This is a genomic window from bacterium (Candidatus Blackallbacteria) CG13_big_fil_rev_8_21_14_2_50_49_14, from assembly GCA_002783405.1.
Taxonomy (GTDB): Bacteria; Cyanobacteriota; Sericytochromatia; order UBA7694; family UBA7694.
This window is the reverse complement of record PFGG01000080.1, coordinates 178,944-195,500: the sequence shown is the minus strand read 5'-3', so window position 1 is coordinate 195,500 and position 16,557 is coordinate 178,944. Positions and strand designations below refer to the sequence as shown.

16 protein-coding genes are annotated in these 16,557 nt (G+C 50.2%); 6 read left to right on the top strand and 10 right to left on the bottom strand.

Annotation, left to right across the window (positions count from 1 at the left end; genetic code table 11):
- Window positions 1-97 precede the first annotated feature (97 nt).
- Window positions 98-679 carry a hypothetical protein gene (locus COW20_23880; GenBank protein ID PIW44683.1) on the top strand — a complete coding sequence of 194 codons (582 nt, stop codon included), beginning with the start codon at window positions 98-100 and terminating at the stop codon, window positions 677-679.
- Between the two features lie 65 nt (window positions 680-744).
- On the opposite strand, the gene COW20_23875 is transcribed toward COW20_23880, so the two are convergent.
- The 4 genes from COW20_23875 to COW20_23860 form a co-directional block, all read right to left on the bottom strand.
- Window positions 745-1,026, bottom strand: a complete 282-nt coding sequence (locus COW20_23875; protein ID PIW44682.1) for an acylphosphatase — start codon at window positions 1,024-1,026, stop codon at window positions 745-747.
- Window positions 1,017-1,553 carry a gamma carbonic anhydrase family protein gene (locus COW20_23870; GenBank protein PIW44681.1) on the bottom strand — a complete coding sequence of 179 codons (537 nt, stop codon included), beginning with the start codon at window positions 1,551-1,553 and terminating at the stop codon, window positions 1,017-1,019. Before COW20_23870 ends, COW20_23875 begins: the two co-directional genes overlap by 10 nt.
- The gene (locus tag COW20_23865; GenBank protein ID PIW44680.1) at window positions 1,553-3,049 is read right to left on the bottom strand and encodes a hypothetical protein; all 1,497 of its coding nucleotides are present in this window, start codon (window positions 3,047-3,049) and stop codon (window positions 1,553-1,555) included. The genes COW20_23870 and COW20_23865 overlap by 1 nt, the downstream gene beginning before the upstream one ends.
- A gap of 97 nt (window positions 3,050-3,146) precedes the next feature.
- Window positions 3,147-5,105 carry a hypothetical protein gene (locus COW20_23860; protein PIW44679.1) on the bottom strand — a complete coding sequence of 653 codons (1,959 nt, stop codon included), beginning with the start codon at window positions 5,103-5,105 and terminating at the stop codon, window positions 3,147-3,149.
- Between the two features lie 93 nt (window positions 5,106-5,198).
- Between COW20_23860 and COW20_23855 the strand changes: the two genes are divergently transcribed.
- On the top strand, window positions 5,199-5,810 hold the full coding sequence (locus COW20_23855) for a hypothetical protein (GenBank protein PIW44678.1): 612 nt from the start codon (window positions 5,199-5,201) through the stop codon (window positions 5,808-5,810).
- Here the strand turns inward: COW20_23855 and flhB are convergent.
- Genes flhB through fliP form a run of 4 tightly spaced genes read right to left on the bottom strand, consistent with a single transcriptional unit; the run spans window position 5,807 to window position 8,691 of the window.
- Window positions 5,807-6,883 (bottom strand): flagellar biosynthesis protein FlhB, encoded by a 1,077-nt coding sequence (flhB, locus tag COW20_23850; GenBank protein PIW44677.1) that lies wholly within the window; start codon window positions 6,881-6,883, stop codon window positions 5,807-5,809. The genes COW20_23855 and flhB overlap by 4 nt on opposite strands.
- Complete coding sequence (gene fliR, locus COW20_23845) at window positions 6,883-7,644, bottom strand: flagellar biosynthetic protein FliR (GenBank protein PIW44676.1); 762 nt, start codon at window positions 7,642-7,644, stop codon at window positions 6,883-6,885. Before fliR ends, flhB begins: the two co-directional genes overlap by 1 nt.
- Window position 7,645: 1 nt before the next feature.
- A complete protein-coding gene (locus COW20_23840) occupies window positions 7,646-7,921 on the bottom strand; it encodes an EscS/YscS/HrcS family type III secretion system export apparatus protein (GenBank protein ID PIW44675.1) in 276 nt (91 codons plus the stop codon).
- Window positions 7,918-8,691 carry a flagellar biosynthetic protein FliP gene (gene fliP, locus COW20_23835; GenBank protein PIW44674.1) on the bottom strand — a complete coding sequence of 258 codons (774 nt, stop codon included), beginning with the start codon at window positions 8,689-8,691 and terminating at the stop codon, window positions 7,918-7,920. The genes COW20_23840 and fliP overlap by 4 nt, the downstream gene beginning before the upstream one ends.
- 254 nt (window positions 8,692-8,945) lie before the next feature.
- Here fliP and COW20_23830 point away from each other — a divergent pair, with 254 nt between their 5' ends.
- Window positions 8,946-10,187, top strand: a complete 1,242-nt coding sequence (locus COW20_23830) for a hypothetical protein (protein PIW44673.1) — start codon at window positions 8,946-8,948, stop codon at window positions 10,185-10,187.
- Window positions 10,188-10,191: 4 nt separating this feature from the next.
- Entirely contained in the window at window positions 10,192-10,521 is a 330-nt protein-coding gene (locus COW20_23825) for a DUF1992 domain-containing protein (GenBank protein ID PIW44672.1), read from the top strand.
- Here the strand turns inward: COW20_23825 and COW20_23820 are convergent.
- Window positions 10,518-11,279 carry a sugar ABC transporter permease gene (locus COW20_23820; protein PIW44671.1) on the bottom strand — a complete coding sequence of 254 codons (762 nt, stop codon included), beginning with the start codon at window positions 11,277-11,279 and terminating at the stop codon, window positions 10,518-10,520. The two genes, COW20_23825 and COW20_23820, sit on opposite strands and share 4 nt — an antisense overlap.
- Window positions 11,276-12,190 carry a multidrug ABC transporter ATP-binding protein gene (locus COW20_23815; GenBank protein PIW44705.1) on the bottom strand — a complete coding sequence of 305 codons (915 nt, stop codon included), beginning with the start codon at window positions 12,188-12,190 and terminating at the stop codon, window positions 11,276-11,278. The genes COW20_23820 and COW20_23815 overlap by 4 nt, the downstream gene beginning before the upstream one ends.
- Window positions 12,191-12,310: 120 nt before the next feature.
- Between COW20_23815 and COW20_23810 the strand changes: the two genes are divergently transcribed.
- Entirely contained in the window at window positions 12,311-13,873 is a 1,563-nt protein-coding gene (locus tag COW20_23810) for a hypothetical protein (GenBank protein PIW44670.1), read from the top strand.
- An 83-nt stretch (window positions 13,874-13,956) separates the two neighbouring features.
- The gene (gene clpB, locus COW20_23805; GenBank protein ID PIW44704.1) at window positions 13,957-16,557 is read left to right on the top strand and encodes an ATP-dependent chaperone ClpB; all 2,601 of its coding nucleotides are present in this window, start codon (window positions 13,957-13,959) and stop codon (window positions 16,555-16,557) included.

Sequence of the window (16,557 nt, the reverse complement as noted above, 5' to 3'; positions counted from 1 at the left end):
CTGAACTTTAGCCAAACTTAATATTCCTCGGGGCAAGATCTTGCCCCGAGGAACTTATAATGAAGATAAGATCAGTACTTCAGCGAGGTTCAACGCAATGGGAGATATCAGTAAACTGCAAAATGGGCAGACCTTTCAGGTCACCAAATACGGTATGAAACAAGCTCCCAAAGATGTTGGCAATATGACCATGGCCGAGCTGGAAAAATACCAGAACAGTTCAAAAGCCGAACTGAGCCAGGTCAGCAATGTGGTCAATACCTTCACTGATCGCACCTCCAAAAATGGCAAAGTCGATATCCTGGTTCAAGGCGACAATGGTGTGGCCGTCATTTCAGGCCGCAAGATCAACCTGGCCGAACTGGGCCGTGCAGTTCCCGAATATGCTCTGGAACTGAAAAAATTCGACGAAAACGATGATAACTTTATTGAAGAACATGAACTCTACACCTCTTGGGGTGAACGCCTGGGGGGCGCAGGGCTTGCGATTGCCGGTGGCACCGCCTCTGGCGCAGGTGTAGGTGCCGGTGTAGGTGCTGCGTTTGCGGGTGTAGGCGCTATTCCTGGTGCGATTAAAGGCGGAATTATCGGCGGCGTGGGAGCTCTGCTTTGGGAAGGTGGCAAAACAGCTATGTATGCCTTCTCCGATGGCTATAACAGCCCTGGATTTGCCCGCTGATCAAGTAACAGAAACGATCAAAGCCCACCATTGAGGTGGGCTTTTATTTTGCAATGCAGAGAGAATCAGGCTCTGACGTGAAAAGCCGACAAGTGGGGATCGAGGGGCTCTTCGATCTGCTCCAGCTTCTCTACCCGCGCCAAGGGGGGGCCCTGATGACACCAGGCCACCAAAGCCTCTACTTTCTCGGGCAAGCCCTGCACTTTCACCTCCACCCGACCATCAGGCAAATTGCGTACCCAACCAGCAAGCTCCCCCAGCGCCTGGGCCTGCACATGGGTATTGTGGCGGAACCAAACCCCTTGTACCCATCCCTGAATCCAAAGATGACGACAGATCAAAGACATTTTTCAAGGGGTTTCCAGGGCGGTAAAATGCGGGCGTATGCTCGGCTGTAAAAAACATAGTGTTCAGCGGTTTCCCGAATCATCTGCACAAGACGCTCATCCACAGCGCGTACCACCCGGGCCGGTGATCCCATCACCAGAGAATGGGGGGGAATCACCCGATTCTCTGGCACCAGAGCACCAGCGGCAATCACACAATTCTCACCAATTTGTGCCCCATTGAGAATCGTGGCGCGTATCCCCACCAAAACATCATTGCCAATCGTACAGCCATGGGCCATTACACAATGGCCAAAACTAACGCGCTCGCCAATAATCACGGGATAGTCTTCCATGGTATGCAGAATACAGCCATCCTGAATATTGGAGTCTGCGCCAATTTCAATCCGGTCACAATCGCCTCTTAAGACCGATTGAAACCAAACTGAACTGTTGCGCCCCAGGCGAACCGCCCCCAGCACCAGGGCTGAGGGGGCAATAAAGGCTGAAGGCTCAAACTCGAAACGATCTTCGAGAAAAAACTGCATCAGGGAGTGCTACCCGCTGCAAAAGCCAGAATCGCTTTTTTATTGCCATCAACGACATGAATCACGCCGTCATTGCCAATCGAAAGTTTTTTAGGAGCGGTCAGATCGGCATGGCTGAAACTGCGGGTGAAATTACCAGAGGCGTCATAGCGGAAAATTTTCACCTTGCCACCGGCTACCGCAGCAACGTAAATATCGCCATTGCGGGGGTCAACAGCCACATCCCCAATCGCAGAGAAAAGTTCACCCGAACCGTTCTTGCCCTTGCCATCAAATTCGAGCAGGCGAGAACCATCGGTTTTGGAGAACTTAATGATCTTGCCCGTACCTGCATCGGTGGTATAGACATTGCCTGTGCTGTCAAGGCCCAAGCCTACAGGGTTGATATTGGTTGCGCCACTGAAGAGCAATTGGGTATTGCTGGGTGTCACATCATCATATTTGATAATGCTGAAGGTCGTGGGAGAGGCCAGATAGACCAAGCCCGTGGTGGTATCCACCGCCACATCATTCAGAATTGTGCTGTTGGTCTGGTTTTGAGCGACCTTATAGCGCTGCATCAGCTGGCCAGCAGTATTGTGTTTATACAAATTGTAACCGCTGCTGTCGGGCACATTGGTTACGCTCCAAATCACGCCACCATTGACAGATACCCCACTGAGTAAAACCAGGGCGCCATTGTTTTTCTGGTCAGAGAAAGTATCCATGACCGTCACATCGGTATAGGTGCCATTTGTCAACTGGAAATCGCGGATATAGCGTTTGTAATTGCTAAAAGTACCCCCCGCTTTATAATGCGAGACATACACCCGGCCATTCTTCACGTCAATCCCATCGGGTTTATCGAGCGCGCCCAGATTGAGAAAGCCCAAAGCTACATTGCCATAGGGATCCGGGGTGGGGGTAGGGGTCGGGGTAGGCGTAGGAGTCGGCGTGGGGGTAGGGGTCGGGGTAGGCGTAGGAGTGGCCAAAGGATCTGGCGTCGGCGTGGGGGTGGGTTCTGGGGTCGGCGTGGGGGTCGCCAAAGGATCCGGCGTGGGAGTGGGGGTTGCCAAAGGATCGGTAGTGGCTTCAGCGGTCGGTTCGGCAGTAGGCTCAACAGTCGGTTCGGCCGCAGGATCAGCGGTAGGTTCCGCCACGGGTTCTGCAGAAGCAGGATCGACGGGCACAGGCTCAGTTGCCGCGGGGTCAGCCGCCACAGGATTGGCATTGGGATCAAAATTATCATTGGGGTTAAAATTGCTGGAACCAGGATCCACAGGTATCGTACCCGTATCCCCAATCGGAGTCAGACCACTGTCTCCTCCCACTGGAGTAAGAGGCGACAAACCAGAAGTCAGACTGCTGCCAGTATCCGTCAAAGGAGGGGGCTGTTTATCTCCACAACCTGTGGTCAAAATCAGGCTGAATGCCAAAAGACCTGAAAAAAGGCGAGTTTTACGCACCACTAGAAAACCCCACTTATCGTAATAATATTCATTTTTAGGTAAAGCCAAAGCTATCCGTATCTTCTTTATAGACAGAAACAACGCCCAGGTTGCTTAATCACCAGCATAGGCTAATTGTTTACAATTTGTCAACACGGTTTCTTCTTCAACGGGAAGAATGTGCAATCTCAATCAGGGCTTCGAGTGCCTTGCGCAAAGCAGGAGTCTGATGCGCGGGAAACTGAGTCAAAGCACGCAGGATATCTTCCCCTAAGATTTTACGCAATTGCTCATAGGGTTGTGAAGCATTCGCGCTGGCTGTCACCGCAGGTCGGCTCGGTGGAGCTGCTGGTGGGGCCGAAACAGGTGAAGGAGAAGCAGGTTTGGGTTTGACCACTTCTGAAATAGATTCAGGGCGAGTCGAAGCTATCGGTTTGCGTGCGACTACGCTCTCTTGGGCACCGGCAGTATCATCTCTTAATTCCTGGATTTCGATTAAACCGGTACTGAAAACCTGAAACAAGGCAGTATAGGTTGCGAAATAATCCAGGTCTGAAAGCACCAAAATATCATTGATTGAATTCTGTCCATTGACCAGGGTCATGACCTGCTCCTGCTCAGAAGAAAGCGCTGAATCAGGGTCTTTGGCCGTTCTGCTCACCAAGGCCTTGGGTTGGGGCATTTTTTCTTTGATCATCAAAAGAATCGCCAGATTTTTATCCGCATCACCCAAAACATCTCGGCCACTGGGCTCATCGCTGCCTTCGCGGTGAATCAAACGGCCATCTACAATTTCGTAATCGGCAAAGACCACAAACTGTTGCTGCAGAGGCCGTGCAGATTCTTCAAAATAATATTTGGCATCAGGCCAACTTAAAAGCTCATAGAGCACGCATTCAATCTGATGGTAGATTATTTTGGGAATGGTATCCGCAGGAATCAATTTCTGTTCAACTAAAATTTCACCCAAGTGCTTGCCCGCGCTTTCTTTTTGCGTTTCAAGCGCGGCATTCAGCTGTTCAGAACTGATGGTTCCTTTTTTAACGAGTAAATCGCCAAAGCGGTGACTGTACATGGTCGAACTGGCGTGAACCAGATTGCCCTCATGCAGCATCAATTCACTGCGCACAGAGCTTTTCTGACTTTCGACCACCAGTTTGCCACTGCGTTTGCCCCCTTTTAAAAGAGAACTTAAAACCTGAAACAGATCGGCACCACGGGCCCGACGCAAGAAAAGACGCTCTTCACCTGTGGATTCAGGTTCAGCTTTGGCAGCAGGGGGGGCCGCTGCACGGGCCAGAGAGGGAGCCGGTCGGGGGGAGACGCTGGGCCGAACCGTAGGAGCAGGTTCTTTTTTAAGATAACGGGGGGTTTCTAAACTGCCGACCCCCACCATCTCCCAACTCAAAAGCTGAAACAGCGCGGTATAGGTTTCAAAATAATCAAGATCAGAGAGCAGCAGAATATCCCGCAAACTGTTGCGGTTATTCACCAGCATATGTACCAAGGCCTGATGTTCAGAAAGCTCGTTATCAGCGACCTCGCGGGTACGGCGCAGAATCATATTGGGGTTTGCCAGTTTTTCACGCATGAGCAGCAAAACCGGCATGTTTTTATCTGCATCCAAGGCAAAATCTTGAACATTTAAAAGTCCTTCAGGCTTCAATTCTCCCGCGAAAAAAGTAGAGAAATCATCGGGACGCTCTTCAAGCGGAAAGAGTTTAAAATCAGCATTCGGCCACATCATGATTTCATAGGCCAAAACTTCGTTCAGGTGATTGATTACCCGTAAAAGATTGGATGGAGAAACCAATTCATGTTTCAAAAGCAAACCCGCCAGAGAGGGAGTGGGTTGCTGGGCTTTACGAAAGTCTTTCATTTCCTGAAGTTGGGCCTTGTCAATCAAGCCTCGTTTACCCAAGGCCGAACTCAAACTGAATTTAAATTCGGTAGAAGAAGCATGAATAAACACATCTTCGCTGATATAAAGCGTATTTTGAGCCCCCAGAGGATGGGTTGCCTGTAATTTATGGATCACGCCAGGGGTCTTCAAGGTGCCTTCACCCGCCAGCGTATTGAGTAACTGAACCAGATCTTGCCCTTTGAGTCCATCAAATTGCCTCACCACTAAGTCCTCTTTCTCTCTCAATTGTGTCTGTTCATGCAGAAGCACACTCTATGATACCCCGAAGTCAGAGAGAAGAGTACCTCCCAGCCAATGGCATCTGCTAAACTGAAAGGCATGATTTACAGGTTTTTATCTTTCTGTGCGCTGCTCTCCCTGCTGGGAAGCTGCTATAGCCTTGAAATGGTGCTGGAAGATCCTGTGCCCCCAGATACACGGGAAGCCGAGCTCTGTTTGGAAACCCTTCCCACAGAAACGGCCCTGAGCACTGAAGAAGCTGAGGCTTTTCAAAACCTACTCCTGCGCCAGTTTCCCCGCGAACTGCGGCTGAATCTCTCTCCTGGGAAAAACTGCTCCCACGATCTGCGCCTTCTCAGCCAAGGTCAGGCATTGGCAACTGAAAATGAGCCTCCGCTGATTTTAAAAACCCGCGTCAGACTGCGTGAACTAAAAGAAATGAATCCAACCTATCCCTTGGGCTGGCCGGGCCCCCAGAACAGATCCGCCCAAATCGAAATGCAAATGCGGCTGGGATTCGAACTTTGGCAGAAATCAGGCCCGAAAAGACTCCAGGCCAGCGAAGTGACAGAATCAGGCAAAGGCAATTTAAGCGATCGGGCAGAACTTCTGGCCCGTTTGCAGGAAAAACTTCTGCAAAAATCGCTGCTCGAACTGCAACCCCGTTACCGCTACCTGATACGCTAAAGTTCTCTGGGCGAGAACTCTTCCAGCCGTCCTGTCAGTTGATAGACGTAAATCAACACCTCTGAAACCCCCGCATAAAGCTCAGCAGGCACTTCATCACCCACTTCAACCGAGCGAAAAAGTGCACGGGCCAAAGGCTTGTTTTCAAGGATCGGTACTTCGTATTCACGCGCACGTTCCTTGATCCTTTCAGCCACAGCCCCCGCCCCCTTTGCCACCACCTGCGGCGCATTCATTTCTTCAGGCTTATACTCAATCGCCACGGCCAGATGGGTGGGGTTGGTCAATACCACATCGGCACGGGGAATCGCCTCCATCATCCGTTTTAGCGCCGCTTTACGCTGAAGTTGACGAATTTTGGCTTTGATCTGGGGATCCCCTTCTGCATTTTTCTGTTCATCTTTGATCTCCTGCTTGCTCATACGAATACTGCGCTCAAAAAACCAGCGCTGCCAGGTGATATCGACAATCGCCAGAATCAGCATGACCAAGCCCAGTTTCCAGGAGATCTCCCAAACCACCGAGCCAATCAAGCGCCCTGTTTCACTCAGGCTCATCTGCATGGTTTGTAGCAATTGTTGGTAGTGATGGGTCAGAATCGAAGCCGCTAACCAGACAAAAATCGTAATCTTGACAAGGTTTTGCGCCAACTGCACCAAAGGTTGCGGAGAGAATAATTTTTTCAAGCCACTGACAGGGTTCAATTTGGAGATATCAGGCATGAGAGGGAAAAATGAAACCCGCAAGCCCACCTGCCCCAAATTGGTAACCACCGCCGTCACAATCAAAACCAGAAAAAGAGGCGCCAAGAGCTGTAAAATTCCAGCAAAGATTTGCGTCATTAAATTCAGAAAAGCAGTCAAGGTCATGTCATGGGGCAAGACATGCCAAAGACGATAGGTTTCTGAGCGGATAAAATTCACAACATAGGGGAAATAAAGGCGCAGAAAGACAATCGCCACAATAAACAGAATCGCGGTATTCAGTTCCTGGCTTTTTGCGGTTTGCCCCTTGCCCCGCAATTCTTCACGACGCTTGGGCGTCGCTTTTTCTGTTTTTGAAGGATCGGCCATCAGAGCACCTGCGCCAATTGCAAAAGTAACTGCTGTAAAAGATCATGGATGAACTGAAAGGTAAAGTAAAGCGAAAACAAGAGCGTCAAAAGCCCAACGTAGATCTTGATCGAAAAGCTGATCACCAAGACATTCATTTGCGGCGCAGTACGGGCCACCAGGCCCAGAATCAAATCTATCAGGGTCAAAATGCCATTGATCGGCGCAGCAATGATCAAGGCTACTAAAAAAATCTGGGCAAAAAGTAGAAAAATATGCTCAAGGATCCGTTGATCAAAGATCAGAGCACCGACAGGCACAGCAGTAAAACTTTTTTGAAAGGCAAGAATCAGAAAATGATGCCCATTCAAAGAAAAGAAGATCAGCAGGCTCATAATAAAATAAACCTCTGAGAGCAAAGGTCTTTGCGTCTGGGAATCTGGGTTGAGAATATTGGCCTGGGCAAAACCCATTTGTAAACCAATAAACTGCCCCGCCAAAACCATGCCCTCAAAAATCAGCGAAGCGCACCAGCCATAAATAATCCCTGTAATCACTTCAAGAATACCCACCACCAGATACCAAAGTGCATCGGCGGGTACCGGGCGAGCAGGCAGCAGCGGAAAAATCGCTGCTGAAATTATAATCGCAAACATCACCCGCACTTGGTTGGGAATCCGCTGCTGACCAAAAATCGGAGCGGTAAGAAACAAGCCACTGCCCCGCAGAGCTACCAGGGCAAAATAGGGCAATTGCTGTAAAACCTGGGTATAGAGTTCCATTTCAGAACTTAACGGCGGCAGGAATCCCCAAGATCAGATCATGGGAGAAATCCATGAGCAAATGCATCATCCAGGGCCCGAGAATCAGCAAAACCAACCCTACCACAATAATTTTGGGAATAAAGGTCAGGGTCATTTCGTTGATCTGTGTCACCGTCTGAAAAAGGCCGACCATGATCCCCACGGCAGAACTGATCAGCAGCATCGGGGCCAGCAGTTTGGCTGTCAGGGCCAATCCCTGCTGCAAAACCTGTAAAAACAAAGCTTCCGGGTTCATGAAAAGCTCCCAATAATGGCTTGGCTGAGAATATTCCAGCCATCAATCAGCACAAACATGATCAGCTTAAAGGGCAAAGACACCACTGTGGGAGGCAGCATCATCATCCCCATCGACATCAGGGTACTGGCAATCACCATATCGATGATCAAAAAAGGGATATAGACTAAAAATCCAATCAAAAAAGCAGTTTTGAGTTCACTGGTAATAAAAGCAGGAATCAGCACATGGGTTGGCACTTCAGAAGGGGTTTTGGGGCGGTCTACTTTCGCTAAACTTAAATAAAGCTCAAGATCAGCCTGGCGAACCTGCTTGAGCATGAATTTGCGAAAAGGCTCCAAGCCAGCTTCCAGAGCCTGTTCTTGGTTGATCTGCTTTTTCAAGAAGGGTTGAAGCGCTTTGTCATTGGCCTCTTGAAAAGTGGGCATGGAAATAAACAGGGTCATAAACAGGGCAAGCCCGACCAAAACCTGGTTGGGGGGCGCCTGCTGTGTACCCAGCGCCTGGCGCAGAAAACCCAAAACAATCACAATCCGGGTAAAGGGCGTCATCATCACCAAAATCGTAGGCGCCAGTGCCAAAACCGTAAACAATAAGAGCAGCTGAACACTGAAGACCATTTCTTCGGGCGTGCGGGCCTGCTCCACCCCAATATTAATCCGGGGAATGGCAAAGTTCTGAGCCTGAACGGGCCAAGCCAAAAACAAGCTCAGAAAAAGAATTCCGGCTTGGGCAAAAAACGAATAAAGTCGACGCTGAATCTGGAACATGCTCCCATTGTAGCCGGGTGCGAAGGGGATATCAATCTTTCGCCTTTCTAGCGCAGGTTCAGGTCTGCGCAGTCGGCTCCTCCGAATCAGACCATCGCCTTGCAAAAGCCATTTTAAAACTTGTCGTTTATGTCGTCATTGTCGTTAAAATCACAAAATATTGTCGTTGACCTGATTGTCGTTTCGCTTTAAACTCAAATCAGGTCTAGCGAAACCAAGCCTCTCAACAGGTTTCCGACCCAGGAGAAAATACAATGCAAAGTCTGTCCCTCATTCCCGAAAAACTCTATAACAGTGAAGAAGTCGCCGAATTGCTGCGTGTCAGTTTACGCACGGTTCAACGTCTGCTTCAGGCCAATAGCCTGAAATCCTTTAAAATTCACGGTCAGTACCGTATCAAAGGCTTGGATCTGCTCAGCTACCTCGATAGCGTTCGTCGCGACAGCGAAGCCCAGGCCGAGTCGCGCCGACAAAGACCCGCCGACCTGCTCGCAACCCTCTCGGTTCCCCCCCTGGCCCTGGAACTCTCCCCCGAATGGGCTCAAGCCATTCAAAACAGCCTGTCCCCTGAAAATGAGGGCGAACAAGCGGAAGCCAGCGGGTTTTTAGCCAAACTGCAAAGTTTACGCCAGGCCATCAGTCAAGAATTGGGCTTTATTCTGCCCGGTATCAGAATTCACGACCAGGCGAATTTGAAAGGAGACAGCTACCGTATCCTGGTTCATGGCGCAAGCATTGCCGAAGGCCAGCTGAATCCGCAGCAAAGATACCAACTCAGGCCTGCACCCCCCCAAGCAAACGAAAAACCACTCGCACGTCTGCCCCAATGCTATGCCGCCGTTTCATCCGAATCAGAAGGGCTGGACGGCTCAGAACTCTTGCTGCAACATCTCGGAGGCTTGGTCAAAGCCTTCGCACACGAAATTCTCTCGCGGGAAGAAGTCTTTGTCATGCTTGAAAACCTGCGCAAAACGCATCCTGTGGTTCTGGATGAACTTCTGAGTTTGGATGCTCCCACCCCAGGAAAACTGACGATTGGACAATTCACCCGCATTCTCAAAGAACTGCTCGAAGAACAGGTTTCAATCCGCCCCCTGGCCTTGATCTGCGAAAGCCTGGCTGACGGTTTGGATCAGGGGCTAAAAGGAGCTGAATTGCGGGAAAAAGTCAGGCAAGGCCTGAGCCGCTCCATTTGCGCCCGCCTGGCAGATGCCCAGGGCAGACTCAAAGTGCTGACCCTCTCTCAAACAACAGAAAACGCTTTTCGCCAGGCCCAGGCAAAACCAGGCCCCGAAACTCAAGCGCTGGCGCGAAGCCTACAGGAAAAATTACTGGAGCAGGTGGCCCAAAGCCAAATCCTGCTCTGCGCCCCCGATCTCAGACGCAGCCTGTTTGAAATCCTGGCCCGCAATTTCAGTGCCTGGAAAGTGATTTCGACGGCAGAAATTGACCGGCTCTACTGGCTTGAATCGGTTGCTGAATTGGATTTAAAATAAGGGCATGGGAAATTTTGATTTAATTGTCGAACAAAAAATTCAAGAAGCCCTGCGCAGGGGAGAATTTGAAAATCTTCCCGGCGCAGGCCAACCCCTGAACCTGGAAGAAGATAGCGATGTGCCGCCCGAATCACGCATGGCCTATAAAATTCTCAAAAATGCCGGCGTTTTGCCTGAAGAGCTGCAATTGCGCAAAGACCTCAAAGCCCTGGAAGCCCTCGTGCGGGAAATTCCCCTCAGTGAAAGCGAGCGCCGCCAGGAGCTTTTGGCAAAAATCAATCTGGGCTGGGCCCGTTACCATGCCGCTCTGGAAAAACGTAAAAACGGACCTTAATTTTTAATCTTGTAACCGGTTTTAAAAATCAGCCAGACCGCAAACAGGCAGAGCACCAGAAAGAAACCCGTCATGCCCAAGCTCAGACCCACGCCCACGTCTGAAATGCCATAAAAACTCCAGCGAAAACCACTGACCAAATAGACAATCGGATTAAAAAGCGTCAGCTTTTGCCAAAAAGGCGGCAACATATGAATCGAATAAAAACTGCCACCTAAAAAGGTCAGGGGCGTAATGATCATCATCGGAATAATTTGCAATTTTTCAAAGCCATCGGCCCAGACCCCAATAATAAAGCCAAACAAACTGAAGGTCAGGGAAGTCAGGATCAAAAAAGCCAGCATCCAAAACGGGTGAAGCACTGAAAAACTGACAAACAGGCGGGCCGTCGCCAAAATAATCGTGCCCAGAATCATCGATTTGGTAGCTGCCGCACCCACATATCCCGTTACAATTTCAAAGGCCGAAATCGGCGCAGATAAAATCTCATAAATCGTGCCTGAATACTTGGGCATATAAATCCCAAACGAAGCATTGGAAATGCTTTCTGTCAGAACCGAGAGCATGATCAAGCCAGGCACAATAAAGGCCCCATAGCTGGTGCCATCGATTTCAGTCATGCGCGAACCAATCGCGGAACCAAAAACAATAAAATAGAGCGATGTCGAGATCACGGGCGAAGCAATGCTTTGAAAAAGGGTACGAAAAAAACGGGCAAGTTCAAACTGGTAAATGGCTTTGATGGCATGGAGATTCATGCTTTTTCTCCAATCAGCTTTACAAAAATTTCTTCAAGTGAACTTTCACAGGTATTGAGGTCTTTAAAATCAATGCCGGCCTCTCCCAAAAGCCTGAACAAATGGGCAATACCCGTATGCTCTGCCTGGGTATCAAAGGTATAAATCAGCTCACAGCAATCGGGAGACAGCTCCAATTGAAAGCCTTCCAGCCCCGCAGGGATTTGTGCAAGCGGGGCCTGCAGGTGAAGCGTTAATTGTTTTTTGCCCAGTTTTTTCATCAGGGCTGTTTTTTCTTCAACCAGCATCAATTCCCCTTTGTTGATCACGCCAATCCGATCGGCCATCTCTTCGGCCTCTTCAATATAATGGGTGGTCAAAATAATCGTCACGCCCTGATCGCGCAATTTACGCACCATCTCCCACATATCGCGCCGCAATTCGACATCGACACCGGCTGTGGGTTCATCCAGAAACAAAACGCTGGGTTCATGAGAAAGGGCTTTGGCAATCATGACACGGCGTTTCATGCCCCCTGAAAGGGTCATGATTTTATTTTCTTTTTTTTCCCAAAGTGAAAGATCCTTGAGAATTTTTTCGAGGTGTGCAGGATTGGGCGCTTTGCCAAAAAGCCCCCGACTGAATTGCACGGTACTCCAAACCTTTTCAAAGATATCGCTGGTCAATTCCTGGGGCACCAGACCAATCTTGGCGCGGGCGGCCCGGTAGTCTTTGAGAATATCATGGCCATCGACGCTGACAGAGCCCTGGCTGGGATTGACAATGCCACAGATAATACTGATCAGCGTAGTTTTGCCTGCGCCATTGGGGCCCAAAAGCGCAAAGATTTCACCTCTCTGAATTTGCAGATCGACTTGCTTTAGGGCTTGAAATCCAGACGCATAAGCTTTGCTCAGGCCAGAAATGGTAATGACAGGATCAGGAACTGCCGTCCGTGTAGAGAGAGTATTCAAGGTTGCAGGGCTCCCATAGACTTGTATATTGATGTATGTATTTCTATTGTACAAGAGAAAGGCACAGACTGAACAACTCTGAGAAAGTATCACGGGCCGACTGAGCAGACTTGCCTCAAAAATTATCTCGGAGTAAGGTTGAAGAGCAGGTTCCTTTTGTCTTTTAAATTAACCGCCCAAAGAGATGCCATTGTGTTTGAAGAATGCGTTTCAGTCCTGGTGCCGCTCTATAACCATGCTGCTTATATTGAGCAGGCCCTCGACTCCTTACTCAGCCAGGATTACCCCCAGCTTGAAATTCTGGTGGTCGATGATGGCTCCAGTGATGGCGGAGACCGCTTGGTTGAGCAAAAATACACATCCTCAGGCGTCAGGCTGATTCGCCAAAAACGCAACCGTTGCGGCACCACCCGCGCACTCAATACCGCCCTGGAACAGGCCAGCGGAGAATTTATCTGCTGGCTCAGCGCCGATGATTGGTTTTTGCCTCAAAAAATAAGCCAGCAACGCCAGGCCTATGCCCGGATATTTTCAGACAGGCCGGGGGTTTTACATACTGCCCCCGGCTATATTTCCCATGATTTAGACTACGCACTGAAATCAGCAAAATTGCCAGAAGCGGAAATCCGACAGACTTTCCAAACCCAAGGCTGCGTCAGCTGGCAGGAAGAGGCCGAAGACCCCGCTGATGATTTGCAGTTCTTTTATTTTTTCCTGTTCAACTATATCAACGGCATTACTGTCTTTTTTCCACGTCTTCTGGTCGAACGCTTTGGCCTGTTTTCAGAGTCTTTTCCACTCACCCAGGATTATGAATTTTGGTTTCGTCTGGCTTGGCAGGGCATTCCTTTTCGCGTCATGCCCCAGGCCTATAGCTACTCCCGCATGCATGCCGGCAATCTCGAACGCTACCGCAGCGATATCCCAGCCGAAGCGGCTTTGATTGTACGCCTTTATTCTGAATTGAGCCAATCAGAACAATTGCGTTCAGCACGTTTAGCACAAGGTTTTGCCCCCGAGCAAACAGATTTATTCCTGGCACGGATTATGCAATTTCGCCAGATTGCAGATTACGAACTCAGCTGGTTGAAGCGCGCTCGCCAGGCAGGCCCTTTGGATCCTTCCTGGGAAGCTGAAATCCTGCGTCTGCAAAAACAAGTGGGAAACTTAGAACCCGCTCCGCAACGCGGCGATCAGCGTTTGAGTTTTTTAATGTATTTGTCTGAAGCCACCCTGCCCAGCTCTCGCTGGTATGCCTGTTTAACCCATCTCTTCGAAGCTTTTCGCGCAGAGGATCCCATCCGCATTCTGATTTGGGTTCCGGGCTCAGAATCCCTGGAAACCATCCAACAGGAGCTTGAAAAGGCCTTGCTTGAGATCACGCACTATCTGGGAACTTTGCCCGATCTTGCGCTTGAACTTTTGGCAGACATGAGCCTGAGTGAAGCCCTTGCAGAAACAGATCTGGTAATCCCAGTTGGGGCGCCGGATCAGGAAGAGGCCCCGCTGCTTTACCATGCACAGCAAACAAAAAAAAGCTTGCTCTATCACACCTCTCCCCCAGAGCTCAGAAAATATCTGGAGGCCCAGGCCCCTTCGTTCCCGCTTCAGGGCAGCGATCGGTCCCCCCAGAAAAGATAAATTATTTATCAATCCTATTAACTTTTCATTTTTAATTTGATATAACCATTACAGGAACCCCTGATGGAGGCAAAAAGACCATGCTGGACTTTAATAAAATGACCGAAAAAGCCCAGGCCGCCCTGGCCCAGGCCCAACAAATGGTTGAAGAATACAACCACAACTATATCGACAACGAGCATTTGCTTTTGGCGTTGATCGAGCAACCCGAAGGGGTTGTCACTGAGATTCTGAAAAAGCTCAACAAACGGCCCGAACTGGTCGCCGACAAGGTCAAAGCAGAGTTGAACAAACTGCCCCGCGTGACTTCCTCAACGGGCGATGTCAACCGGGCCTATATCTCAAACCGCCTCAACCGGGCCTTTGCGCTGGCCGAGCAGGAATCCAAACGCATGAAAGATGAATTCATCGGCGTAGAACACCTGCTGATCGCCCTGGCAGATGATCAGGACAGAGGCGCTGCCCACCAGGTGCTCAAAGAACAGGGCATCAGCCGTGAGAATATCTACCAGGTCTTGAGCAGTATTCGCGGCAAACAGCGCATCACCGATAAAAACCCCGAAGCCAGCTACCAATCCCTGGAAAAATATGGCAGCAACCTGACTGAATATGCCCGCAAAGGCAAGCTCGACCCTGTGATTGGCCGAGATGACGAAATCCGGCGCGTGATTCAGGTGCTCAGCCGCCGCACCAAAAACAATCCCGTTCTGATTGGCGATCCGGGGGTGGGTAAAACCGCAATCGTCGAAGGCCTGGCCCAGCGCATTGTCAAAGGCGACGTGCCAGAGGGCCTCAAAAACAAAGAATTGATCACCCTGGATATGGGGGCACTGATTGCCGGGGCCAAATACCGGGGAGAATTTGAAGAACGCCTCAAAGCCGTGCTCAAAGAAGTCAAAGAAAGTGAAGGACAGCTCGTGCTCTTTATTGACGAGCTGCATACCGTGGTGGGGGCGGGTTCAGCCGAAGGCTCCGTCGATGCTGCCAATCTGCTCAAACCGATGTTGGCGCGTGGAGAACTGCATTGTATCGGTGCTACCACGATCGATGAATACCGCAAATACATCGAAAAAGACCCGGCTCTGGAGCGCCGCTTTCAACCCACCTTGGTCAATGAGCCTTCGGTTGAAGACACCATCAGCATTCTGCGCGGTCTGCGTGAACGCTACGAGGTTCACCACGGCGTGCGCATCAAAGATTCTGCGATTATCGCCGCAGCCACGCTCTCACACCGCTACCTGACCGATCGCAAGCTGCCCGATAAGGCCATTGATCTGCTCGATGAAGCTGGGGCCAAAATCCGCACAGAAATAGATTCCATGCCCACTGAGCTGGATGAAATCGAACGCCGCAAAATGCAGCTCGAAATCGAGCGCGAAGCCCTGCTCAAAGAAACCGACAGTGCTTCCGCCGATCGTCTGCAGAAACTGGAGGCCGAACTCACCGATCTCAGTCAGAAATCCGATGCTTTCCACCGCCAATGGCAGGGGGAAAAGGATCAGATCATGAAAGTGCGCCAGATCAAAGAAGAAATTGAACAGACCAATGTGCAGATTGCCCAAGCCGAACGCGAAGCCAATCTGGCCAAAGCCGCAGAGCTGAAATATGGCCGTCTGAACGAACTGGAGCGTCTGCTCAAGGAAAGCGAACTGGCCTTGCAGGGCGAAGGTGGAGAACGCCTGCTCAAGGAAGAAATTGATGGCGAAGATATTGCCGAAGTGGTCAGTCGTTGGACCAATATTCCCGTCACCAAACTGGTGGAAGGTGAAGTTCAGAAACTGGTCTACCTTGAAGAAAACCTGCACAAACGGGTGGTGGGCCAGGAAGATGCGATCACAGCGGTATCCAATGCCGTGCGCCGGGCCCGTGCCGGTTTGAAAGAGGCCAATCGCCCAATCGGTTCGTTTATTTTCCTGGGCCCCACAGGGGTCGGCAAAACCGAGCTGGCCAAAGCCCTGGCAGAATTTCTCTTCGATGACGAACGCGCCATGGTACGGATTGATATGTCAGAGTATATGGAAAAACACTCGGTCTCCCGCTTGATCGGTGCGCCTCCAGGGTATATCGGCTATGATGAGGGCGGCCAACTGACAGAAGCCGTGCGCCGCAAACCCTTCAGCGTATTGCTCTTTGATGAGATTGAAAAGGCCCACAGCGAGGTCTTCAATATCATGCTGCAAATTCTCGATGACGGCCAATTGACCGATGGCAAAGGCAAAAAGGTCGATTTCAAGAATACCCTGATCATCATGACCAGCAATATTGGCAGCCAGTATATTCTGCAATACCGCGACGGCGACTTTCAGTACGAAGAAATGAAGGATGCCGTCATGACCTCACTGGCAGGGCATTTTAGACCTGAATTTTTAAACCGGATTGATGAGACGATTGTTTTTCACTCTCTGGGACGCAATCAGCTTCACCATATTCTTGAAATTCAACTCAAACGCCTGCGCAAGCTGCTGGCTGACAAGCAACTCAGCTTGGAACTGACCGATGCCGCCAAGGATCACCTCACTGAAGTGGGCTATGACCCCACCTTTGGGGCCCGTCCGCTCAAACGTGTGATTCAGAGAGAGCTGGAAAACCCACTCTCAATGGCGATTTTGCAGGGCACCTTCCGGGAAGGGGATACGATTCAGGCCAATCTGGGCGAAGGCCAGCTGGTCTTTACCAAGGCTTGA

Bases quoted from the DNA above. Each gene is read 5' to 3' on its own strand.
- COW20_23880 (PIW44683.1), top strand. From the start codon at position 98: ATGGGAGATATCAGTAAACTGCAAAATGGGCAGACCTTTCAGGTCACC.
- COW20_23875 (PIW44682.1), bottom strand. From the start codon at position 1,026: ATGTCTTTGATCTGTCGTCATCTTTGGATTCAGGGATGGGTACAAGGG.
- COW20_23870 (PIW44681.1), bottom strand. From the start codon at position 1,553: ATGCAGTTTTTTCTCGAAGATCGTTTCGAGTTTGAGCCTTCAGCCTTT.
- COW20_23855 (PIW44678.1), top strand. From the start codon at position 5,199: ATGGCATCTGCTAAACTGAAAGGCATGATTTACAGGTTTTTATCTTTC.
- flhB (PIW44677.1), bottom strand. From the start codon at position 6,883: ATGGCCGATCCTTCAAAAACAGAAAAAGCGACGCCCAAGCGTCGTGAA.
- fliR (PIW44676.1), bottom strand. From the start codon at position 7,644: ATGGAACTCTATACCCAGGTTTTACAGCAATTGCCCTATTTTGCCCTG.
- COW20_23840 (PIW44675.1), bottom strand. From the start codon at position 7,921: ATGAACCCGGAAGCTTTGTTTTTACAGGTTTTGCAGCAGGGATTGGCC.
- fliP (PIW44674.1), bottom strand. From the start codon at position 8,691: ATGTTCCAGATTCAGCGTCGACTTTATTCGTTTTTTGCCCAAGCCGGA.
- COW20_23830 (PIW44673.1), top strand. From the start codon at position 8,946: ATGCAAAGTCTGTCCCTCATTCCCGAAAAACTCTATAACAGTGAAGAA.
- COW20_23825 (PIW44672.1), top strand. From the start codon at position 10,192: ATGGGAAATTTTGATTTAATTGTCGAACAAAAAATTCAAGAAGCCCTG.
- COW20_23820 (PIW44671.1), bottom strand. From the start codon at position 11,279: ATGAATCTCCATGCCATCAAAGCCATTTACCAGTTTGAACTTGCCCGT.